This is a genomic window from Mesorhizobium sp. M1004 (assembly GCF_040318795.1).
GTDB lineage: Bacteria > Pseudomonadota > Alphaproteobacteria > Rhizobiales > Rhizobiaceae > Mesorhizobium.
On the sequence record NZ_JAMYNB010000007.1, the window covers coordinates 25,288 to 43,020 of the forward strand.

Annotated in this window: 19 protein-coding genes; 3 read left to right on the top strand and 16 right to left on the bottom strand. The window is 61.5% G+C overall.

Going from position 1 to position 17,733, the window contains the following annotated elements; all coding sequences use genetic code 11:
* Positions 1–18 precede the first annotated feature (18 nt).
* Both NKH54_RS16005 and NKH54_RS16010 read left to right on the top strand, forming a co-directional pair.
* A complete protein-coding gene (locus NKH54_RS16005; RefSeq protein WP_023712239.1) occupies positions 19–990 on the top strand; it encodes an amino acid ABC transporter permease in 972 nt (323 codons plus the stop codon).
* A 625-nt stretch (positions 991–1,615) separates the two neighbouring features.
* Entirely contained in the window at positions 1,616–2,179 is a 564-nt protein-coding gene (locus tag NKH54_RS16010) for a sigma-70 family RNA polymerase sigma factor (protein WP_023667968.1), read from the top strand.
* On the opposite strand, the gene NKH54_RS16015 is transcribed toward NKH54_RS16010, so the two are convergent.
* The 11 genes from NKH54_RS16015 to NKH54_RS16065 form a co-directional block, all read right to left on the bottom strand.
* Positions 2,180–2,356 carry a hypothetical protein gene (locus tag NKH54_RS16015; protein ID WP_023712238.1) on the bottom strand — a complete coding sequence of 59 codons (177 nt, stop codon included), beginning with the start codon at positions 2,354–2,356 and terminating at the stop codon, positions 2,180–2,182.
* A 143-nt stretch (positions 2,357–2,499) separates the two neighbouring features.
* Positions 2,500–2,718 (bottom strand): hypothetical protein, encoded by a 219-nt coding sequence (locus NKH54_RS16020; protein WP_023741848.1) that lies wholly within the window; start codon positions 2,716–2,718, stop codon positions 2,500–2,502.
* A gap of 73 nt (positions 2,719–2,791) precedes the next feature.
* Positions 2,792–3,694, bottom strand: a complete 903-nt coding sequence (locus NKH54_RS16025) for a class I SAM-dependent methyltransferase (protein WP_023744463.1) — start codon at positions 3,692–3,694, stop codon at positions 2,792–2,794.
* 4 nt (positions 3,695–3,698) lie between these two features.
* Positions 3,699–4,679, bottom strand: coding sequence for a GNAT family N-acetyltransferase (locus tag NKH54_RS16030; protein WP_023696375.1), 981 nt, complete (start codon positions 4,677–4,679; stop codon positions 3,699–3,701).
* Positions 4,680–4,687: 8 nt separating this feature from the next.
* Positions 4,688–5,845, bottom strand: coding sequence for a glycosyltransferase (locus NKH54_RS16035; protein ID WP_023744465.1), 1,158 nt, complete (start codon positions 5,843–5,845; stop codon positions 4,688–4,690).
* 7 nt (positions 5,846–5,852) lie between these two features.
* Positions 5,853–6,785, bottom strand: a complete 933-nt coding sequence (locus tag NKH54_RS16040) for a glycoside hydrolase 5 family protein (RefSeq protein WP_352513842.1) — start codon at positions 6,783–6,785, stop codon at positions 5,853–5,855.
* Positions 6,778–7,539, bottom strand: a complete 762-nt coding sequence (locus NKH54_RS16045) for a TIGR04290 family methyltransferase (protein ID WP_023687791.1) — start codon at positions 7,537–7,539, stop codon at positions 6,778–6,780. Before NKH54_RS16045 ends, NKH54_RS16040 begins: the two co-directional genes overlap by 8 nt.
* A gap of 3 nt (positions 7,540–7,542) precedes the next feature.
* Positions 7,543–8,346 carry a sugar phosphate nucleotidyltransferase gene (locus tag NKH54_RS16050; RefSeq protein WP_023725532.1) on the bottom strand — a complete coding sequence of 268 codons (804 nt, stop codon included), beginning with the start codon at positions 8,344–8,346 and terminating at the stop codon, positions 7,543–7,545.
* A complete protein-coding gene (locus NKH54_RS16055; protein WP_023714676.1) occupies positions 8,346–9,446 on the bottom strand; it encodes a CgeB family protein in 1,101 nt (366 codons plus the stop codon). The genes NKH54_RS16050 and NKH54_RS16055 overlap by 1 nt, the downstream gene beginning before the upstream one ends.
* 14 nt (positions 9,447–9,460) lie before the next feature.
* Complete coding sequence (locus NKH54_RS16060) at positions 9,461–10,057, bottom strand: histidine phosphatase family protein (protein ID WP_353028550.1); 597 nt, start codon at positions 10,055–10,057, stop codon at positions 9,461–9,463.
* Positions 10,054–11,157 carry an inositol-3-phosphate synthase gene (locus NKH54_RS16065; protein ID WP_353028551.1) on the bottom strand — a complete coding sequence of 368 codons (1,104 nt, stop codon included), beginning with the start codon at positions 11,155–11,157 and terminating at the stop codon, positions 10,054–10,056. The genes NKH54_RS16060 and NKH54_RS16065 overlap by 4 nt, the downstream gene beginning before the upstream one ends.
* Positions 11,158–11,242: 85 nt before the next feature.
* Here NKH54_RS16065 and NKH54_RS16070 point away from each other — a divergent pair, with 85 nt between their 5' ends.
* Positions 11,243–13,057, top strand: a complete 1,815-nt coding sequence (locus NKH54_RS16070) for a hypothetical protein (protein ID WP_353028552.1) — start codon at positions 11,243–11,245, stop codon at positions 13,055–13,057.
* A gap of 8 nt (positions 13,058–13,065) precedes the next feature.
* Here the strand turns inward: NKH54_RS16070 and NKH54_RS16075 are convergent, their stop codons facing one another.
* The 5 genes from NKH54_RS16075 to NKH54_RS16095 all read right to left on the bottom strand — a co-directional run bounded on the left by NKH54_RS16075 (position 13,066) and on the right by NKH54_RS16095 (position 17,731).
* A complete protein-coding gene (locus tag NKH54_RS16075) occupies positions 13,066–13,251 on the bottom strand; it encodes a hypothetical protein (protein ID WP_023667982.1) in 186 nt (61 codons plus the stop codon).
* Between the two features lie 94 nt (positions 13,252–13,345).
* Positions 13,346–14,386 carry a UDP-glucuronic acid decarboxylase family protein gene (locus NKH54_RS16080; RefSeq protein ID WP_023681096.1) on the bottom strand — a complete coding sequence of 347 codons (1,041 nt, stop codon included), beginning with the start codon at positions 14,384–14,386 and terminating at the stop codon, positions 13,346–13,348.
* A 23-nt stretch (positions 14,387–14,409) separates the two neighbouring features.
* A complete protein-coding gene (locus NKH54_RS16085) occupies positions 14,410–15,513 on the bottom strand; it encodes a CgeB family protein (protein WP_023714673.1) in 1,104 nt (367 codons plus the stop codon).
* The gene (locus tag NKH54_RS16090; protein ID WP_023667985.1) at positions 15,510–16,604 is read right to left on the bottom strand and encodes a CgeB family protein; all 1,095 of its coding nucleotides are present in this window, start codon (positions 16,602–16,604) and stop codon (positions 15,510–15,512) included. Before NKH54_RS16090 ends, NKH54_RS16085 begins: the two co-directional genes overlap by 4 nt.
* Entirely contained in the window at positions 16,601–17,731 is a 1,131-nt protein-coding gene (locus NKH54_RS16095; RefSeq protein WP_353028553.1) for a CgeB family protein, read from the bottom strand. The genes NKH54_RS16090 and NKH54_RS16095 overlap by 4 nt, the downstream gene beginning before the upstream one ends.
* Between the last annotated feature and the right edge of the window lie 2 nt (positions 17,732–17,733).

Genomic DNA, 17,733 nt, shown 5'->3' on the forward strand with positions numbered 1-17,733 from the left:
CGCAGGGAGATCGAAGACGTGATCGGCCGACTATTGCTCAACCACCCGGACGCGGCGCGCCGCGTTGGCGTGTTCTTCGTGCTCGCCGCCATCGCCGCCGGCCTGTATGGGCTCGGCATCAAAGCCAGTTGGCTCGGCAAGCTCGTTCCGTGGTCCGTCGAGTGGCTCGCCGCCAACCCGGACGTCGGGCGGGCGGTCTCGGCGGTGCTGATCGCATTGATCTTGGTGGCGAACTGGAACGCGCTGCGGTATCTCAGCCGCAAACAGCAGATTGTGGCAGTCTGGATAGAGCTGTTCGTGTTGCTAATGTTGTTTTTCTATTCCTTCGACTTGTCCTTCGCGTTCATCGCCAAGAAGATCGGCTTCCTCGTCTCGAAGGGTGTGGTGACGACCCTCTACATTTCGGCCATTTCGATCGCCATTGCCACCCTCATCGCCTTCGTTGGCGCCATCGCCAAACTTTCCCGCAACGGCGTGGTCTATGGCTTGGCGACCTTCTATACCTCTCTGTTTCGTGGCTTGCCGTTGCTGATGCAGATCTACATCATCTATCTCGGCCTGCCGCAGATTGGCTATGTGATCGGCGCCGTGCCGGCCGGTATCATGGCGCTGTCGCTCTGCTACGGCGCGTACATGACCGAGATCTTCCGGGCCGGCATCGAAAGCATCTCGCGCGGCCAGACCGAGGGTGCTACGGCACTCGGCCTTAGCGCTAACCAGACGATGTTCCTGGTGATCCTGCCGCAGGCGATGCGGGTCATCGTGCCGCCAACCGGCAACCAGTTCATTGCGATGCTGAAGGATTCTTCGCTGGTCTCGGTGGTCGGGGTCTGGGAGATCATGTATCTCGCACGCACGCAGGGCCAGACCGAGTTCCGCCACATCGAGATGCTCATCACCGCCTCGATGATCTATTGGCTGCTCTCGATGGGGCTCGAGTTCCTGCAGTCGCGGATCGAGGACCGGTTCGGGCGCTCACTCAAGCGCTGATCGTCATCCGTGATTTTCGCCAAAGCGAGTTGCACAGCACCGCAACAGCCAGCTTCGGAGAGCAGCTGCAGATTGTACGCCACAGCACGCCGTTCGGCGACGCCGTCAAGGGTGAATCAACCCGGTATTTCATCGGCTTAGCCCGATCGGAGGGCAGAATAGAGCAAGTGCTGGACGAGCATGGTCGTTGGCCGACTGCCCGGCAACTTCGACCGATTGCTGGATTTCACCCGCGCCGACAAATCGATAAAATCAACGACTTTAACATGTCCTCCGGGCCAACCATTATCGCTATGTATCGATGGTAGCCGAGTTCGCCACGTGGTTCGCCAATAGGTTTGTCAGGCAGTGGTTTGCGCGTTACCAGCCGCACGACTCGGTCCATGCCCTGCACAGCCAAACGCACCGGCGAGGTTCCCGGGAATGAAGCTCGGCATGGTGTTTCGTTCCTTTGAAGTGGGCGTGTTTGGGGGAAGACCGTAGTCGGCGTGTTCGCGCCCGGTGGAATTTTCGAAGAGTTGTTTCCAACGGCGGGAACGAACCAAACTTCCATGCATTTAGCTCTGGCTTCGTTCATTCACTCTTTCTTCTGGGAGCTGGACCATTGTCATCCGGAGGCTATCTCTTGGCCGACCAACAAACCAATGACGTTTCCATCGTTGATCTGATACCTGCCCTGCGGGCTTTCGCGCGCACCTTCTGCCGCGTTCCAGACGATGCCGACGATCTGGTGCAGGAAACGTTGACCAAAGGGCTCGCCAACATCGACAAGTTCGAACCCGGTACACGCATGAAGTCGTGGCTCTTCACCATCATGCGCAACACCTACTACACGCGGATCAAGATCGCTGCACGGGAAGCGCCAGGCCTTCTCGACTGCGCGTCTTCGAGACCGATTTCGGAAGCTACCCAGGAATGGACCGTTCAGAGCAAGGAAGTTCACGGCGCCATCCAAAAGCTGCCCGAACATCAGCGCGAGGTGCTGATGCTGATCGGCGTTTTAGGAGTGGGCTACGAGGAAACCGCCGAAATCTGCGGCTGCGCGGTAGGGACGGTCAAGAGCCGGCTGAACCGTGCCCGCGCCAACATCCTTGAGCTACTCGGGGAGAGCTCGTTGCAGACATTGATAGAAAGGCGAAATCAGCTGTCGGATGGTCAGCTCGATATAGAGGTCGACAGCCGCAGATAATCAGCTCTTCACGTCTCGCCGATGCTTCCCGACGAGAGCATTTTGCAATTCGATCGCCAGCTTGGATAGGCGGTCTGGTATCTTTTCCTGCTCTATGGCGGCCAGCAGGGAAGCAATCTCCCGATCCACTGCCATCTCGACAAGCAGATCCGTGGTATCGTCGCTCGAATGAGACATCACGTTCTCTTGATAGCATCCCTAGATCCAAGTCTGGTGGATGAGCGCTCGGCACTACAAGGCGTTGTCGGCCGCTGAGAGGCTCACCGGCGGCCCTTGCACAGTTTTTCCTCCGTGCCGCGGCAAGACGCGGCGCGGTGGCGTCAGTCCTTCAGCAACCGGTTTGCGGCGTGATCCTGAAATTGATCGGACTTGGTTCGATTGCCGTCCAGCCCGCGCTCTCGGCCATGCTGCTTCCTGTCGCGGTTGGACAAAACCGCGTTTTCCTCGATCTTGTCCTTGTCCAAGGTGGTCATTGCGCCGGCGCCGGCACCTTTGCCTTGGCTGCCTTGGCCGAAATGCTTTTTGCCGCCGGATGCCATGATCTCCTCCTTCGAATCCAGGACACCGATCGGTGCCGACGCCCGAACCGGCATCGCGCTGTAATGTTCCGTCTCACCCAGCAAGCAGGAAGGCGTCGCCATCCCATGACCGAAACGGCTTCTCGCCGTCGATGACGACCCGCAATTGGTGAGCTTGCGCAAGACGGCCGATGTCGGCCCGGTCCAAAGAAAGCGATCCGCGATAAGAATAGTTCAGCAATGCGAGCCGGCCCGGCCGTTTGAGAACGCGCGCAATTTCATCGAAAAGCCGCTCAGCCATGCCGGCCAGGACCAGGTAGGGAAAGCTGTCGACCGCCAACACGCAATCGAAACTGTCGTCGTCGAAGTCGGCCAGATCGAGACCGGAGGTTTGGCGCAGTTCGACATTGCCGAGCGTTGCGCATTGCTCGGAGGCGATAGAGATCATCCGCGACGATATGTCGATGCCGACCATCCGCTTGAAGGAATTGAACAGCGCGCGCTCGAAACGTCCGATGCCGCAACCGATGTCGAGAATGTCTCGTTCAATTCCGGTGAATTCTCGCGCCTCGAGCCATTCAACGATTTCGTCGGTCATGGCTGTCAGCCGCTCGTCATCGCCAAGGGATCCTAACTGGACACTTGCGGCTGTCGAAATTGCTGCCGCGGCATCAAAACTCGAGGCCAGCCGCGTGACGACGGCGATATCCGTCTCGCCGTTACCGCGTTCATGCCGAACGGCGCCGCCTGTCGCTCGCAAAGTGGCAAGGACGCCCGGTTTGTGGCGCAGCAGTCCAGCGACCTTTCGCAGTCTTTCAGCATCGCCGGTATCCGCCGGACGGACTTTCAGCACGACCTCCGCCAATTCCGCCGCTTCAATTGTGGGCGGCAGGTGAAGCGCCAGCCTGACGAGAACAGCTTCGGCGCAGGCACCATCGGCCATGCAATCTTCGACCGCCCGTCTGACCGATGTCCGGCGCTGCGCGTGCACACTCATGACATCAACTCCGCGTCCAGATCCTCCGCATCGTCCACCTGTCAACGGCGCCCCAGCCGTATTTGTAGGGCTCCTGGCCGCGCAGGAAGTCGAACTCGCGCGCATCCTCGCGGATCGACTCCGCGATCGCGTGGCCGATCAGGATCGCCCCTGGGCTCTCCTCGGCATAAGCAGGATCGAGGCCGCCGAGATAGGCATAGGCGCGGCCGCGGTGGTGAAATCCGTAATAGGCGGCGACAGTCGTGCCATCGATCGCGAGCAACCAGCATCGGACCAGACCGTGAGCATCGAGCAAGGGAAGTGAAAGCTCATGGAAGTGCTGCACGGCGGGGTCGGCCAATACACCACCTCCATGTCCAACCCAGCGTGCATGGTGCAGGCGGATCAATTGATTCAGGAAGTTCTGGTGATCACCCCGAGCTGACGCCAACGCGAGCCGGCCGCGTCTGGACGCCGCTTGGCGCGCCCGGCGCAACTGGCGCCTGCGCCGAGCGGGAACGCAGCCGGCCAACGTTTCGTCGCCGGCAACAGCAAGCACGGGGCAGGCTGCATGAATTACCGGCCTCTCGACCGTTAAACCGGGATGCGCGATCGTAAGACCGGCACTGTTTTGCGGCAGATCAGACAAGATCCATTGTGACCACCCGACCGAGCAGATCGTTTCGGCAATTGTGGACACGACCGCCGCCTCGATATCCTGGACAGCCAGGATGTCCAGATAATCGCTGAGCGAAATGCCGACCGGAAGCAGCTTCGAACCGGCCGTTCCATGCTCGAGATAGAGTGGCGCCAGCCCGACCAGATCGCCGCCACGCCAGACCGCGACTGTCGCCAGTTCACCGGGTGCGAATGCGCGCCACCATGGCACCAGCCAGGCGGGGGATTGGAACGGCGTCGCAGAGGAACTCTGCTCCCACAGTTTCCACCAGTGCGGCGTCAAGGCATCGAATTTTACGGGGTCATCGATGATTTCGCTGCGCAACACTGCTTTTCTCACGGTGCCGCAGCGAAGCGCCGGCAATCTGTGCCAAGTTGTGCCAGCGCCTGATAGGCAGCCATATACGACGAGATCATCCGTTCCAGCGAAAACCGCCGTCGCGCCTCCACCCGGCACGCCTCGGCGTCCAGGCTGGGCGCCGCAAGAATGGCTTGGGCCATCTCGTCGACTGTGTTGACGAGAAAGCCCGTCCTGCCGTGCTCGATGACATCCGCAAGCGCACCATTCGGGAATGCGACCACCGGGGTACCGCAGGCGAGGGCCTCCATGGCGACAAGCGAGCTTGTCTCGGCGGCGAGGCTTGGAATGACCAGACAGCGGGCTGCGTTGAGAAAGCGCCTCTTGGCGTTAAAACCGAGCGGGCCCAGGAAGCGGCGGCGAGCATCAAGACGGGATTGGACCTCGTCGCGAAAGTAGCGCGTATGTGTTTCGTAGGGATAGACCTTGCCGCCGATGACCAGGGGCACGCGCGCCTGTTTGGCCGCGTCCAGGGCCAGGTGAATGCCCTTTTCCGGGCAGACCCGGCTGAGAACCAGGGCAAAGTCTCGCTTCGGCTGCACCAGGCTCAGTGCTTCGATGTCAACGCCGTTGGGAATCGGCGCCACCAGTCTGGCCCCTGGTGGCGCCGTTTGCTGCTGGGTGGGCGAGACCGCATGGAGCCACAGGTCGTCGCGCGTCGGTCGCAGAGCCTCGGCCGGATACCAGTCCAAGGGCAGGTGGAGGCTCACCAGGGTCGGACCATCGTCGGGCAGATAGGCATGAAAATCGATGCCGTGCAGATGAACCACATCGATCGGCCATCGGGCGCGGGCAGCGGCGATCGCTTTGCGATGAGCCTGCTGCGCGCGGCTCTTCGCCGCCTCGTCGAGCACGCCGTTTTCAGCCGGTATTTCCACAAGGGTACCGCTCGCGCTGGAGCCGCGGCAGCCAATGACGATAGAGCGGTGGCCGGCGCGAACCAGCTCCCGATCGAGCATCGACAGAACCTGTTCGGCACCGCCGACAGCATCGGGTCCGACGGGTGCGAGAGGGTAGGCGACATTGAGGACAGTGAGCGCCGCGGCTGGTTGCGCCTCGGTCCCGTATGCCGCACCACCTGCCGATGATGCCGCTAATTCGTCCAATGTGTCAGGCGTCTGATGCATTGGCAGCATGACACTTTCACGCTGCCGAGGCCCGCCGCGTCGGGAGCGAAGCGGACGTCATGCCGGGCGCATAGCGGCGGATCATGGTTGCGCAGAATTCCGCGAACTCCTCCGGCGCCAGTGGCGGGCTGGTGTGGTGGGGCATCATTCCGCGATGCTGCGGTGTAAAGCAAAAGGTGACCGTCACGTCGAAATCGGCGAGTGCCTCCATCTGCCGGTCGAACCAGTCCAGCGCGTTCGGCCGGAAGCTGTCTGCCCAGGAAAGCCCCGTGCGCATATTGGTGACGCCCAGCCGCTTCATCCAGGCGACGGCATCGTCCAGCCGGGGGTCCTCGAAATGAAACCACTGCACCAGCCCCATTGCGGGCGTGTAGCGCAGGAACTCCTCCAGCGCAGGTTTTGGCGTACCGTCCTGGCGCAGCAGCCCCATGTGGAAATGTCGATAGTAAGAAGAGCCCTCCGCCTCGCGATGCCGCGTCGTTGCTTCCCATTCGCGCGGAAGATCGTAGAGGCTGTACCACTGGATGCGTGGTGCGTTGCCAATCAGCAACTCGGCGGTGCGCTTGAGCCCCCAAACCTGGATTTCTTCCGCGCCGAAGGTCGATACGCCGACTTCGCTGACCCAGATGGGAAGGTTGGTGACGGTCGCGATCTCGCCGATCTTCTGTGGCCATTCGTGGATCTGCCACAGGTTCCAGTCGAGCGGAAAGCCGTGCACGGCGACGGCATCGACATGGTCCAGCACGCTGAATTCCTTCATGCGGGTGATAAAGCCCGGATCTATCGGCGAGATGCCACCGAGTACTTTCGTCAAAGACGGGTTCTCCGACGCGATTGCGTCAGCCGACAAGATCGCCATCCTGGCAAAGCGGCTCCAATCGGGATCGAGCTCTGGGTCCCAATGCGATTTGTTGTTGGGCTCGTTCCAGATCATGGCGGCTTCAATCATGGAGCTGTCCTTTCGAGGGGTAGATGGCGCCGCCGCCGGCCGGGTCCCCGGCTGCGCGGCAGAAATAGACCTCCTGCTCGGGGTGCAGAACGATCTCGAAACCGGCGCTGCGCAGCATCGCTTCGGTGCAGGCGCGGTTTGGAATCCACCAGTTGGTGGGATCGTCGGCATAGCGGTGCTCGATAAAATGCAGCTTGGGAAACTGCGGCTGGTCGAACAGGTCATGCGTCCAGAAATGATAGTTTTCTTCCAACTCGGGCAGATCCGCGCTGCCGCGCTGCATGGACTGGAAGATCATCAGGTCACGGGCGACATGTTCGCGGATCAGGTCGAGCGCGAGCAAGGGGTGGCGCAAATGGTAAAGCACCCCCATGAACAGCACGACATCGAACGTCTCGCGCAGCGAACCGACGTCGTAGACCGAAAGCTTCTGGAATTCGATCTCGCAATCGGCAACCTCGGCCGCAAAGCGAGCTTGGGCCAGATAGGCGTCATCGAAATCGATGCCGAGGACACGGTCAGCACCTCGCCGTTTCATCTCGATGGAGTAAAATCCTGCATTGCAGCCGATATCGAGTACCGCCTTGCCCGTCAGATCAGCGGGAATGGCATTGGCAAATTTGCGCCATTTGATCAGCGGGTAGTTGCCCAGAAAATGGTTGGGAGCGGTTTCGACGCCGGCAAGTTCCATGTTGTGGAACCATGGGCCGAGCGCATCGATGCGGCGGCGGATTTCGGCATGGGAATGCAGCATGGCTCAGGCTCCTTCGCCAGGAACGACGGGTACATGCGACTGCGCGCCGGGCATGATCATGGTGGGCCGGCGGTGCGCGGATGGGGCGTCGTTTTCAAGCAACCGCAGAGCTGTTCGATAGCCGTTGAAAGTGCCGACATCGACATAGTCCGACCCAGCCCTGACACCAAAAGCTGTACCGCCGGCCGCAATATAGGCGTTGACCAAAGTGCCGATATATTCGTCACTGCGCTCGCGCTCACGCCAGAGTGCCGCAAGCTGATGCAGGATATGGCCCGGCATCTTGAACGCACCCCAAACCCAGTTCGTGGCGGCATCCTGTCGTTTGACCTGGATTTCGATCACGCGCTCGTGGACGTCGGTGACGACGGCGTCGAAGAATTCCGGCTGATCCACCGGGAAAAGCAGAAATGAGAGCTGATCGTCGGGCAAATGGCGGAAACCGTCCTCGGGAAACCAGATCGTATCGGGAAGGCCGACCAGGACGACCTCGTCGGGCGCGACGAGGGGCGCCGCCCGGAAGATCGCATCGCACAGACCGACGGGGTTCGGCTGCACCACGAAGAGAGCCGCCGCGTCACCGTAGCCGGCGGCGTAGTATTCAAGGATGTCGGATTTGCCCGATCCGATGATGAAGCAAATCTTGTCGACGCCGGCCTGCACCATGCGCCGTACCAGATACTCGCTCACGGCGCAGGGACGCTCGGTCTGTCCATCGATCCGGCTACCGACCGGCAGCAGCTCTTTCGAGAAGCCGAGCGGCTGAATGCGGCTGCCGCGCCCGGCAGCGGGTACGATGCCCAACATCAGACCGCTTCCCTCATCGGTTCGCCGGGAGATCTTTGAAAGGCATCGTTCAGGATGCGATCCAGTTCCGCCGCGCGCCGTGCGGAAGTGTGTTCGCCCAAGACCCGGTCGCGGGCACGCCTTCGAATGCCGTCGAGCTCGCGCTCCGGCAATCGCAATGCGGCGACCACATCATCGGTGTCATGCGCCAACAAGATTTCGCGGCCGGGTTCGAAAAATTCGGCCAGGCCCGGCCATGCATCGGTGACGATGGCAGCCCCACACGCGGCCGCTTCGAAGAGCCGTCCCGACGGGCACCAGCCCTTTTGCGCCATCGCCTCCCGGGTGACGTTCAATGTAAGGCGAGATGATGAGAAGAAAGCCGGATGATCGGCGGGCGGAAGATGCCTGACAAAGAAGATATTGTCGCTCCATGGGAATTCCTGCGGATATTGCGCGCCGCCAATGATGAAGCGGTGGTCAGGCAGGCGCGCGGCCGGGCGGACCAGCAGCTTTTCGACGCCGGCCTGGCGATCCGCCGCGTAGGTTCCGAGATAGGACAGATCACCGGCGAATTCCGCCCGCTTCTCTGCCGGCCGGTGTTGGTCGGGATCGACATGCCCATAGAGCGGCACCACGTGACGCGCGCCCAAAACCGACTTAAGCGCCTCGATCGCAGAGCCGCCGGTGTAACTCAAAACGAGGTCGAAATCGGCGAGACCCTCAGGTCCGAAATAGGGCGGACGCTCGCCTTGCTCGATGCGGGCAAGCGTGACCGGAGTGTCGAGATCGTAGAAGACACGCAATCCGCGACCTGTCTGCTGCGCCAGCCGCGAGGCCTCCACGGCGTCGGCACAGTAGGAGGTGACGACGACGACATCCGCTTGCTTCATTGCCCGCTCCGCAACGCGACGGATGTCCTCCCAGTCCGGATAAATGACGACGTTGCCGCCATCGAGCCGATCGAGATCACGCGTCCCGGCATAGTAGGGGGTATCGCGTTCGAAGAAGGTGATGGACCATCCCAGCCGACCCAGGGCGCGGATCAGTCCCCGCCAGAGCGTGGCATGGCCGTTGCCCCATGATGATGTAACGGTGAGACCGAAAATGACCATCTGCATCCGGAAAGTCCTCGTCAGGCAGCTTCGTTCATTCGCAGGAGCTTGGAGCCCCAGTCACCCGACACGATCGTCGTAATCGAGGCTGGATCGATGTCGAAGCGGAAGCAGTCGCCGACCGGCAAGCCAAGCACCTTGCAGACGGCGGCTTTGATCACGTCGGCGTGGCTGACCAGGGCGACACACTGATTCGGATGCCGCTCGCGCACTGCGTACATCAGTGCGACGATCCGCTCCTGGACATCCAGCATGGTCTCGCCGCTCGGTGTCCTGGCCTCCTGCCGCTGGTCGTTCCACGCCCGCCAACCGGCATCGCCATTCAACTCGTCGAAGGTCTTTCCCGACCAATCGCCGAAATCGATCTCGTCGAGTTCGGCGCAGATCGCGATTTCACCGACGCCGCAGGCAAGCGCGATCGGCACGGCCGTCTCTTGCGTACGCTCACGCGGGCTGCACAAGATGGCTTCAATCGGCTCCCGGGCCATGCGGCCACCAAGATGCGCGGCCTGCGCCTTCCCAGCCTCGCCAAGGCAAACGCCATCCATCCGTCCTGCAAGATAGGAGCCGACATTGTCGTGCGCTGCATGACGGATCAAAAAGAACGTTGTCGTCATTCCGCGGCATCCAGCAAAGGCTCGTCCTTGCCGGCGATGAAAGCGAGCGTGCGCTGCCGCGCTTCGGCGTCGGTGAACTGTTCGGGAGGCGACTTCATGAAATAGCTGCAGGGACCGGTCAGTGCTCCCGCTATGCCGCGATCGAGCGCAAGCTTGGCGCAGCGTATCGCATCGATCACCACGCCGGCTGAATTTGGAGAATCCCAGACTTCCAGCTTGAGCTCGGCGTTGAGCGGCAAGCCGCCGAAGGTCGTCCCTTCCACTCGGATATAGGCCCATTTGCGATCAGTCAGCCACGGTACGTGGTCGCTGGGTCCGACATGAATATTGCCCGGCTCCAGGGGAACATCGAACTGGCTGGCCACGGACTGGGTCTTGGAAATTTTCTTTGATTCCAGCCGCTCGCGTTCCAGCATGTTGAGGAAGTCGGTGTTGCCGCCGAAATTCAGCTGATAAGTGCGATCGATGCGCACGCCGCGCTCGCGGAAGAGATTGGCCAGCAGGCGGTGAACGATGGTCGCCCCGACCTGGCTCTTGATATCATCGCCGACCAGCGGCAGCCCTCGCTGCTCGAAGCGCCGGCGCCATTCCGGACGTGAGGCGATGAAAACGGGTATGCAGTTGACGAAGGCGCAGCCGGCCTCAAGCGCGCATTCGGCGTAGAAGCGCGTCGCCTCCTCGGAGCCCACCGGCAGGTAAGAGACCAGCACGTCGGCGCCGCTGTTGCGCAGGATTTCGCTGACGTCGGCAACCGGCTCCGGCGCCTCCTCGATTTCGTCGCGCAAGTATTTTCCGATGCCGTCAAGTGTCGGTCCGCGCTCGACGCGAACGCCGTTTGCCGCCGCATCGGCAAAGCGGAACGTGTTGTTCGGGGCGGCGTAGATTGCTTCAGCGACGTCGAGGCCAACCTTGCTCCTGGCGACGTCGAATGCGCAGACAATCTCGATGTCGTCGACATGGTAACCGCCGAGGTCGGCATGCATCAGCCCTGGGATTGGTTCGTTGCTTTTTGCGTGACGATAATAGGAGAGGCCCTGCACCAGGGAGGATGCGCAATTGCCGACCCCGACGATACCGACACGAACCTTTTTCGATCCCACGAAACTGCCGCCCTATGCTGTTCAAAGGTAAGTTCCTGCCGCCGAACCACCAGCGTGCCGGAATGTTCCTTGGCCTGCCGAAAAATTGCGCAAGACAGCATGGATCGAAGCAGCGCTCGCTGCGTTGCCGCAAGGCAAAGCATTGGAAAACCGATCGATGATCGTTTACGGCGACCAGAAGCGGAGGCAGAGCGCAGAACGGCTTCGCGATGCTGCGAGCGAAATTGCTCAAAGTCTGGACCGCATGGCTCATGGCGTCCGACGCCATGCCGCGTTGGTCGGCCTATTCATCAGCGTATCGGAACTGGTTCGCGCGCTTGCCGATGTCGATTTCGAGAACAGGGGCATCGACATCTTTTCGCCGCGGCAACAGCAAGGCGCCAGATTGCTGGTTGGTCTTGCGGCAGAGGTGGCGAAGTCGTGGCGAAGCGGTTTCGCCGTGGGCGGTGGCATCGAGCCGGGACTTCTCCAACTGCTGGACGGGTTGGATTGCGAGGCTGAGGTTCTGACCGGTTCTGCCGAGGGTTACGCGCATTACGCGCTTTATCCCGAAAGCTATTTGGGAGCGGCGCAGGAGTCAGGTCTCGATGCGAACACATGCGTGATCGGCATCCGCAGCATCGGCCTGGGGCTTGCCGCCATAGTGGCTGCCGCGATTGGCGCGCCGGCGCCGTTCAGCGTTCGTCCGGTCGGCCATCCTTTCCGCAGGCACATCAATGCCGATCCGCGCTCGATCGCTTCCTGGAAGAACAATCCATCGGCACGCTTCGCCGTTGTAGACGAAGGTCCCGGTCTGTCCGGCAGTTCGATGCACGCCGTCGTCGCGTGGCTGCGGGAACTGGGTATTGGTATGGACCGCATTCACCTGTTTCCCAGCCATCCTGGCAACCCGGGCACCGAAGCGTCACGGGAGGCCAGGGAGACATGGTCGCGCTGTCCGAAACATGTGGCGACGGCGCTCGAATGCACCTTCACCGAAAGCTCGAACATTCCCACGCTTAGCGAATGGGTGGCCGAGGCGGTCGGCAGCCCCGAATTACGCCTGACCGAACTGTCTGGTGGCGAATGGAGGAGCGTCCACTACGTCGACGAAAAGCATTGGCCGCCGAGCCCGCGCGGCATCGAGCGGCGTAAATTCCTGGCGTCCGCGGGGTGTGGTCGCTGGCTCGTCAAATTCGCCGGCCTCGGCGAAACCGGACGGCGTAAGAGACGAGCCGCGGAAATGTTGGGGAAAGCCGGGTTCGGATCGCAAGTGGTCGGGCTTTGCCACGGCTTTCTGGTCGAACGGTGGATTGACGGCACCACGATGGACCAGGCGCCGCTGCCAAGAGGAAGGCTGGTCGCGGAGTTGGCGCGCTATCTAACCTGGCGGGCGCTCAATCTCCGAACCTGCGAACCGGGTGCATCATTGCTCGCACTCGCGGAAATGGCTGTTTCCAATACATCTGAAGCCCTGGGCGAGAACCGAGCGGCGACGTTGCGCGGCTGGCTCTCGAAAAAAACCCCTGCGCATGTTCTGCAGCCGGTGGAAATCGACGGAAAGCTTCACGCGTGGGAGTTTCTCGTTTGTGCCGACGGCTCGGTGGTCAAGACAGATGCCGTCGACCATTGCCGGGCACACGATTTGATTGGCTGCCAGCCGATAGAGTGGGACATTGCCGGCGCCCGTGTCGAATATGGACTGTCCGACAGCGATGTGACGACATTGGTCGAGGGGATGGGGCTCGATATTGACAATGGCCACATCGATTTTTTCGAACCCTGCTATTTGGCGTTCCAAATCGGGCTCTGGAGCACGGCTGCGCAATCCGAAAATGGCCAGGAAAAAGCAAGGCTGGCCGCGACCGCAGACCGATACAGGGCGGGGCTGATACGATTCCTGGACGAATCTCAGGTGTAGCGTTTCGATCAATCCAGCCTTCGTAGCATGTCTGCTTCCTGCTCGAGAATAGCGGCCACTTCCTCGCGCTGCAGATGCGTCATCATCAGGCTGACGCAGCACTCGAGATAGGTGATCGAGGAGCGCCGCAGATAGGCAGCCGCCTCGCGTTCGGCAATCTTGTCGACATCCTTCGCGGGTCGCTTGGGTTGCATGAGGATGATCCTCCGTATCGGGTCCCTCCCGCCAAACTACAAGGTTGGATGGATGTTCCGCACGATCTCCGGGCAGGTCCGGCCGCGGCTCACGTCATGCAGGAAGGTTCTGCAGCCCGCCTGCGGGTCTCCTTTTGGCAAGGCCTGTCATCTGATCGCCGATGCCGGTGCCTTCGAGCGCCGCGAAATAATCGATCGTCAGCTTGAGCCCTTCGTTGAGCGGCACTCTCGGCGACCAGCCGAGCAGCGTTTTCGCACGCGAAATATCAGGCTGCCTGCGCCGAGGATCGTCTTGCGGCAGGGGCAGAAATTTCAGATCCGACTTGGTGCCGGTCATCGCCTTCACCAATGCCGCCAGTCGCACGATGGTGAATTCTCCGGGATTGCCCAGATTGACCGGCTTGCCCGGATTGGGGTCGATGTTCATCAGGCGCATCAATCCATCAATCAAGTCGGAGACATAGCAGAAGGATCGCGTTTGCTGGCCGTCGCCGAATATCGTCAGCGGACGCTTCTCGAGCGCCTGCATGATCAAATTCGAGACGATGCGACCGTCGGCCGGATCCATTCTCGGACCGTAGGTGTTGAAGATGCGCGCGACGCGGACGTCGGCCTTGCCGGCCCTTAGATAGTCGAAGCAAAGCGTTTCGGCGGTGCGCTTGCCCTCGTCGTAGCAGGCGCGTGGGCCGGTGCAGTTCACATGACCGACGTAATCCTCCCTTTGCGGGTGTTGTTCCGGATCGCCATACACTTCGCTCGTCGAGGCCTGCAGCAGTCGCGCGTCATTGCGGACAGCGAGTTCGAGCAGGTTGAGGGTTCCGATCACGCAGGTACGCGTGGTGTGTATCGGGTCGGCCTGATAACGCGGCGGTGAGGCGGCGCAGGCCAGGTTGAAGATGTGATCCACGGGCTCGCCGAGATCCAGTGGCCGGCAGATGTCCTGCTCGATCAACCGGAAACCCGGCCGGTCCATGATCGAGATGATGTTTTCCATGCGCCCGGTCAGAAAATTGTCGACGCAGATCACGCGCCAGCCGTTGCGGAGCAATACTTCGCAAAGATGCGAACCGAGGAAACCCGCGCCGCCGGCAACAAGCACCGTCTTTGCCCTGTGCGCCTTTCTTGTCTGTCGCATCGCTGTTTTCTCCTGTCTGCCGTTCATGCTGCACTTCCAATGTCGAGATCGAGGGCCGTCGCCCTTGGTTGGGTCAGCGCCGCCACGAATTCGCGAGCCCTGGCCGCACCGGTGTGGGAAGCGAGGACGAGTTTGCGAGCCCGGCCGGCCATGGCCAGGCGTGCGCGCTCGGACTCGCCAACGAGGATATCTATGACATCGTCCGTCTCCGCGGCGGTGTGGATCGCCGACGCGGGAAAGAAGCTGTCGAGCCCTGGCCAGCGGTCGCTGACGATGGGCGTGCCGCAAGCCGCCGCTTCGAACAGGCGCACGCTGGGCGACCATCCTGCGGTGATCATGGAACTGCGTGTGACATTCAGCGTGTAGCGCTGACGGCTATAGAACGCGGCGTGATCGGCTGGCGGCAAATGTTCGATGCGTTCGACATTGTCCGGCCAGATGATGTCGGATGGATATTGGGAGCCGGCCACGACGAAACGGAGGTTCGGCATATGCCGTGCGGGCTCGAGCAGCAGAGCGTTCAGCGTTGTCTGCCGGTCCATGCTGTAGGTGCCGAGATAGCCGAGATCCCAGCGGATCGGATCTCCTGTCGGGTGATGCCGTTCTGGATCGACCGAACAATAGAGAGGTTCGGCATGGCGCGCGCCGAAGTCTTGCGCCAGATGGTTGAGCGTTGGTCCGCCAGTGAAGGAGAAATAGACATCGAAATACGGAATTTGCCGCGAACTCAGATAATCGCAATCGTCGGCTGAAAGCTTGGCCAGGGTCACCGGGGTGTCGATGTCGTAAAAGCAGAGCTGCCCCTTGCAAAGCGAGGCGACGATGTCGATGACCTGGCGTCCTTCTGGAACAAAGGATCCGATGACGATGATGTCGGCCTGCTCCAGGCACTGTGCGTAGTCGCGTTGCAGCTCCGCAGTGGTTTCGTAGTAGCGCAAGGCGCAGAACTCCGGATCGCGCAGATCGCGGTGATTGGCGTACCAGGGCACGTTGCGCTCCAGAAAGGTCACCCGGTGACCGAGTCCGTGCAAGCCTTTCAAAAGACCCCGGAAAGTCGTGGCGTGGCCGTTTCCCCAGGATGAGGACAGCGACAGGCCGAGAAAGACGATGTCCAGTTTCTTGGTCATTCCGCTGCCTCCACGGCCCCGTGCTCGAAATGACGTTTGAAGACGGCATCCGCCACATCCGCCCGAAGCGCGTAGGTATGGTCCGCCAGCACGCGGTGAAGTGCGGCTTGGCCGATTGCCTTGGCCCGCCCGGGGGTCAGCGAGCGCATTATTTCGGCGACATCGCCGCCGTCACGCGCGACCAGGATCTCCTCGCCTGGTTTCAGGAACAGTTCCACGCCCAGCCATGCATCCGTGATGAGACAGGCGCCCGCGCCGGCCGCCTCGAACACTCGCGTGGCCGGTGAAAAACCGTTGGCGGCCATGCTATCGCGGCTGATGTTCAACACGGCTTTTGGAGTGACATTGAAGGCGTTGTGATCGCGGGTGCCGACATGGCCGAGCCAGCCTACATTGGTGGGGAGCGGCTTGTCGCCCCAACCCGAGCCTCCGAGCAGGAAACGCTGTTTCGGCAGCTGGCTGGCGGGATCGAGGAAAAACGATTCGACACGCGCTTCACGGTCCGGCAGCCGGTTTCCGAGGAACGCCAGGTCGCAGGCAAAACGCGCTTTGCTGGCGACCGGATGGTGCGTTTCGGGATCGAGCGCATTGTAGATGGGCACGCACTCCTTGGCGCCCATGGCACGGTAGGCCCAGACAACGGGATCGCCGCCACCATAGGTCAGCACGAGGTCGATCTCCTGCAGTGCACGATGGAGCGGGTGGTCCGGCTCGTCGCGCAACTGGGCAAGCGTGGCTGGCGCATCCACGTCCCAGAATACGACAAGCGCGTCGCTGCGGGCGTGGTCGAGAACGGCGCGAAGCAGCGCCTCGTCTTCGAAACCGACGCCACTCGCCTTGACGACGATGTCGGCGCCGGCGGCACGTGCCGCGACCTGCATCAGCGCATGCTGGGTCGCCTCGTAAACGACGACAGTGCACCAGTCGGGAGCTTCGATGTCGCGGTTCTTCTGCCGGTCGTAGACATCGGGTTCGTAGAACGTGATCTCGTAACCCAATTGCGAAAGTGCCTTGAGCAAACCGCGATAGTACGTCGCGGCACCGTTCCAGTAGGACGACAAAAGGCTCGATCCATAGAATGCGATCTTCATGCGACGGCTTCCTTTGCGGCTGTCGGGACGGCGGTGTGTCTGCTCGCGCATTGCGTGAGCACGCCGAGCAACTCGTCGACGCGGTGGCGGCAGGTGTGCCGCGAGCGGATGGTCTCGAGACCCGAGGTCACCAGGGAGGCCGCAAAGTCCTCGTCGGACAACACCGTCCGAAGCTGTTGCCGCATTTGCGAGCCATTCTCGGCAAACAGGAAGTCGACACCGGGCCTGAAAAGCTGCTCGACATCGGACCATGGCGCTGAAATCAGCGGAATGCCGCAGGCGAGTGCCTCGAACATGCGGATCGTCGGGATTCCGGGCAACCTCTCGCGATAGGGGCGCCGTGGGATGTGAAGTGTGACACGATGCGCGGCGAAGGCCTTCGGCACGTCGGCATTGGCGATCCACCCCTCATAGCGCAGTCCTGCGGTGGCCAGATCCGCAAGTGCGGTCTTGGGGTAGCGTACGCCGTGAACAGCGGCATCAAGGCCGAGATCGTGCACCGGCTCGATCAGAAACTCCTTGAGTTCGGCGGTCCGCTCATCATCGCCCCAGTTGCCGATCCAGACCAGATCGGAGGTGGGGTGGATCTCCGGGTGCGGCTTGAACAGGCGATCGTCCGCCGCTTCATGCCAAGTGAAGACGCGCTTGCCCCAGCCGGCGCGCAGATAGCTCTCGCGCAAGGTTTCGCCAAAGGCGAGAACGCCGTCATAGTGCTCCAGCCGGAGCGCCGAGAGTGCCTCGGTCGCAGACACGGCCCGGTGGTGGGTGTCGTGAAAAAAAAGGATGAAATTGCCGCCGGCGGCCCGGGCACGGCCAATACGTGCGACAAGCTCCGGATCCGTCCACTCATGAACGATCACAACGTCGGCCTCGGCAATCCAGGCTTCGTGATCAAATCCGGCATCGTAGGTCACCGGCATCAGTTCGGGAAAATCCTTGCGGAAGCGTTCGATGGCGAACGACCCCTTCTCAGCCAGCAGATTCGACCGGCTCCAGCCATTCGCCGGCTCCAGCGCAATCGCCTGATGCCGGCGCTGGACCAGCTCTCGCATGACGCCGCGCAGGAAATGGGCATTGCCATGGTTCCAGTCGGAAACGACCGAGTGGGTGTAGAACACAAAGCGCATGA

Bases quoted from the DNA above. Each gene is read 5' to 3' on its own strand.
- NKH54_RS16080 (WP_023681096.1), bottom strand. From the start codon at position 14,386: ATGCGACAGACAAGAAAGGCGCACAGGGCAAAGACGGTGCTTGTTGCC.
- NKH54_RS16075 (WP_023667982.1), bottom strand. From the start codon at position 13,251: ATGCAACCCAAGCGACCCGCGAAGGATGTCGACAAGATTGCCGAACGC.
- NKH54_RS16095 (WP_353028553.1), bottom strand. From the start codon at position 17,731: ATGCGCTTTGTGTTCTACACCCACTCGGTCGTTTCCGACTGGAACCAT.
- NKH54_RS16025 (WP_023744463.1), bottom strand. From the start codon at position 3,694: ATGAGTGTGCACGCGCAGCGCCGGACATCGGTCAGACGGGCGGTCGAA.
- NKH54_RS16085 (WP_023714673.1), bottom strand. From the start codon at position 15,513: ATGACCAAGAAACTGGACATCGTCTTTCTCGGCCTGTCGCTGTCCTCA.
- NKH54_RS16090 (WP_023667985.1), bottom strand. From the start codon at position 16,604: ATGAAGATCGCATTCTATGGATCGAGCCTTTTGTCGTCCTACTGGAAC.
- NKH54_RS16015 (WP_023712238.1), bottom strand. From the start codon at position 2,356: ATGTCTCATTCGAGCGACGATACCACGGATCTGCTTGTCGAGATGGCA.
- NKH54_RS16020 (WP_023741848.1), bottom strand. From the start codon at position 2,718: ATGGCATCCGGCGGCAAAAAGCATTTCGGCCAAGGCAGCCAAGGCAAA.
- NKH54_RS16055 (WP_023714676.1), bottom strand. From the start codon at position 9,446: ATGCAGATGGTCATTTTCGGTCTCACCGTTACATCATCATGGGGCAAC.
- NKH54_RS16060 (WP_353028550.1), bottom strand. From the start codon at position 10,057: ATGACGACAACGTTCTTTTTGATCCGTCATGCAGCGCACGACAATGTC.
- NKH54_RS16035 (WP_023744465.1), bottom strand. From the start codon at position 5,845: ATGCTGCCAATGCATCAGACGCCTGACACATTGGACGAATTAGCGGCA.
- NKH54_RS16050 (WP_023725532.1), bottom strand. From the start codon at position 8,346: ATGTTGGGCATCGTACCCGCTGCCGGGCGCGGCAGCCGCATTCAGCCG.
- NKH54_RS16040 (WP_352513842.1), bottom strand. From the start codon at position 6,785: ATGATTGAAGCCGCCATGATCTGGAACGAGCCCAACAACAAATCGCAT.
- NKH54_RS16045 (WP_023687791.1), bottom strand. From the start codon at position 7,539: ATGCTGCATTCCCATGCCGAAATCCGCCGCCGCATCGATGCGCTCGGC.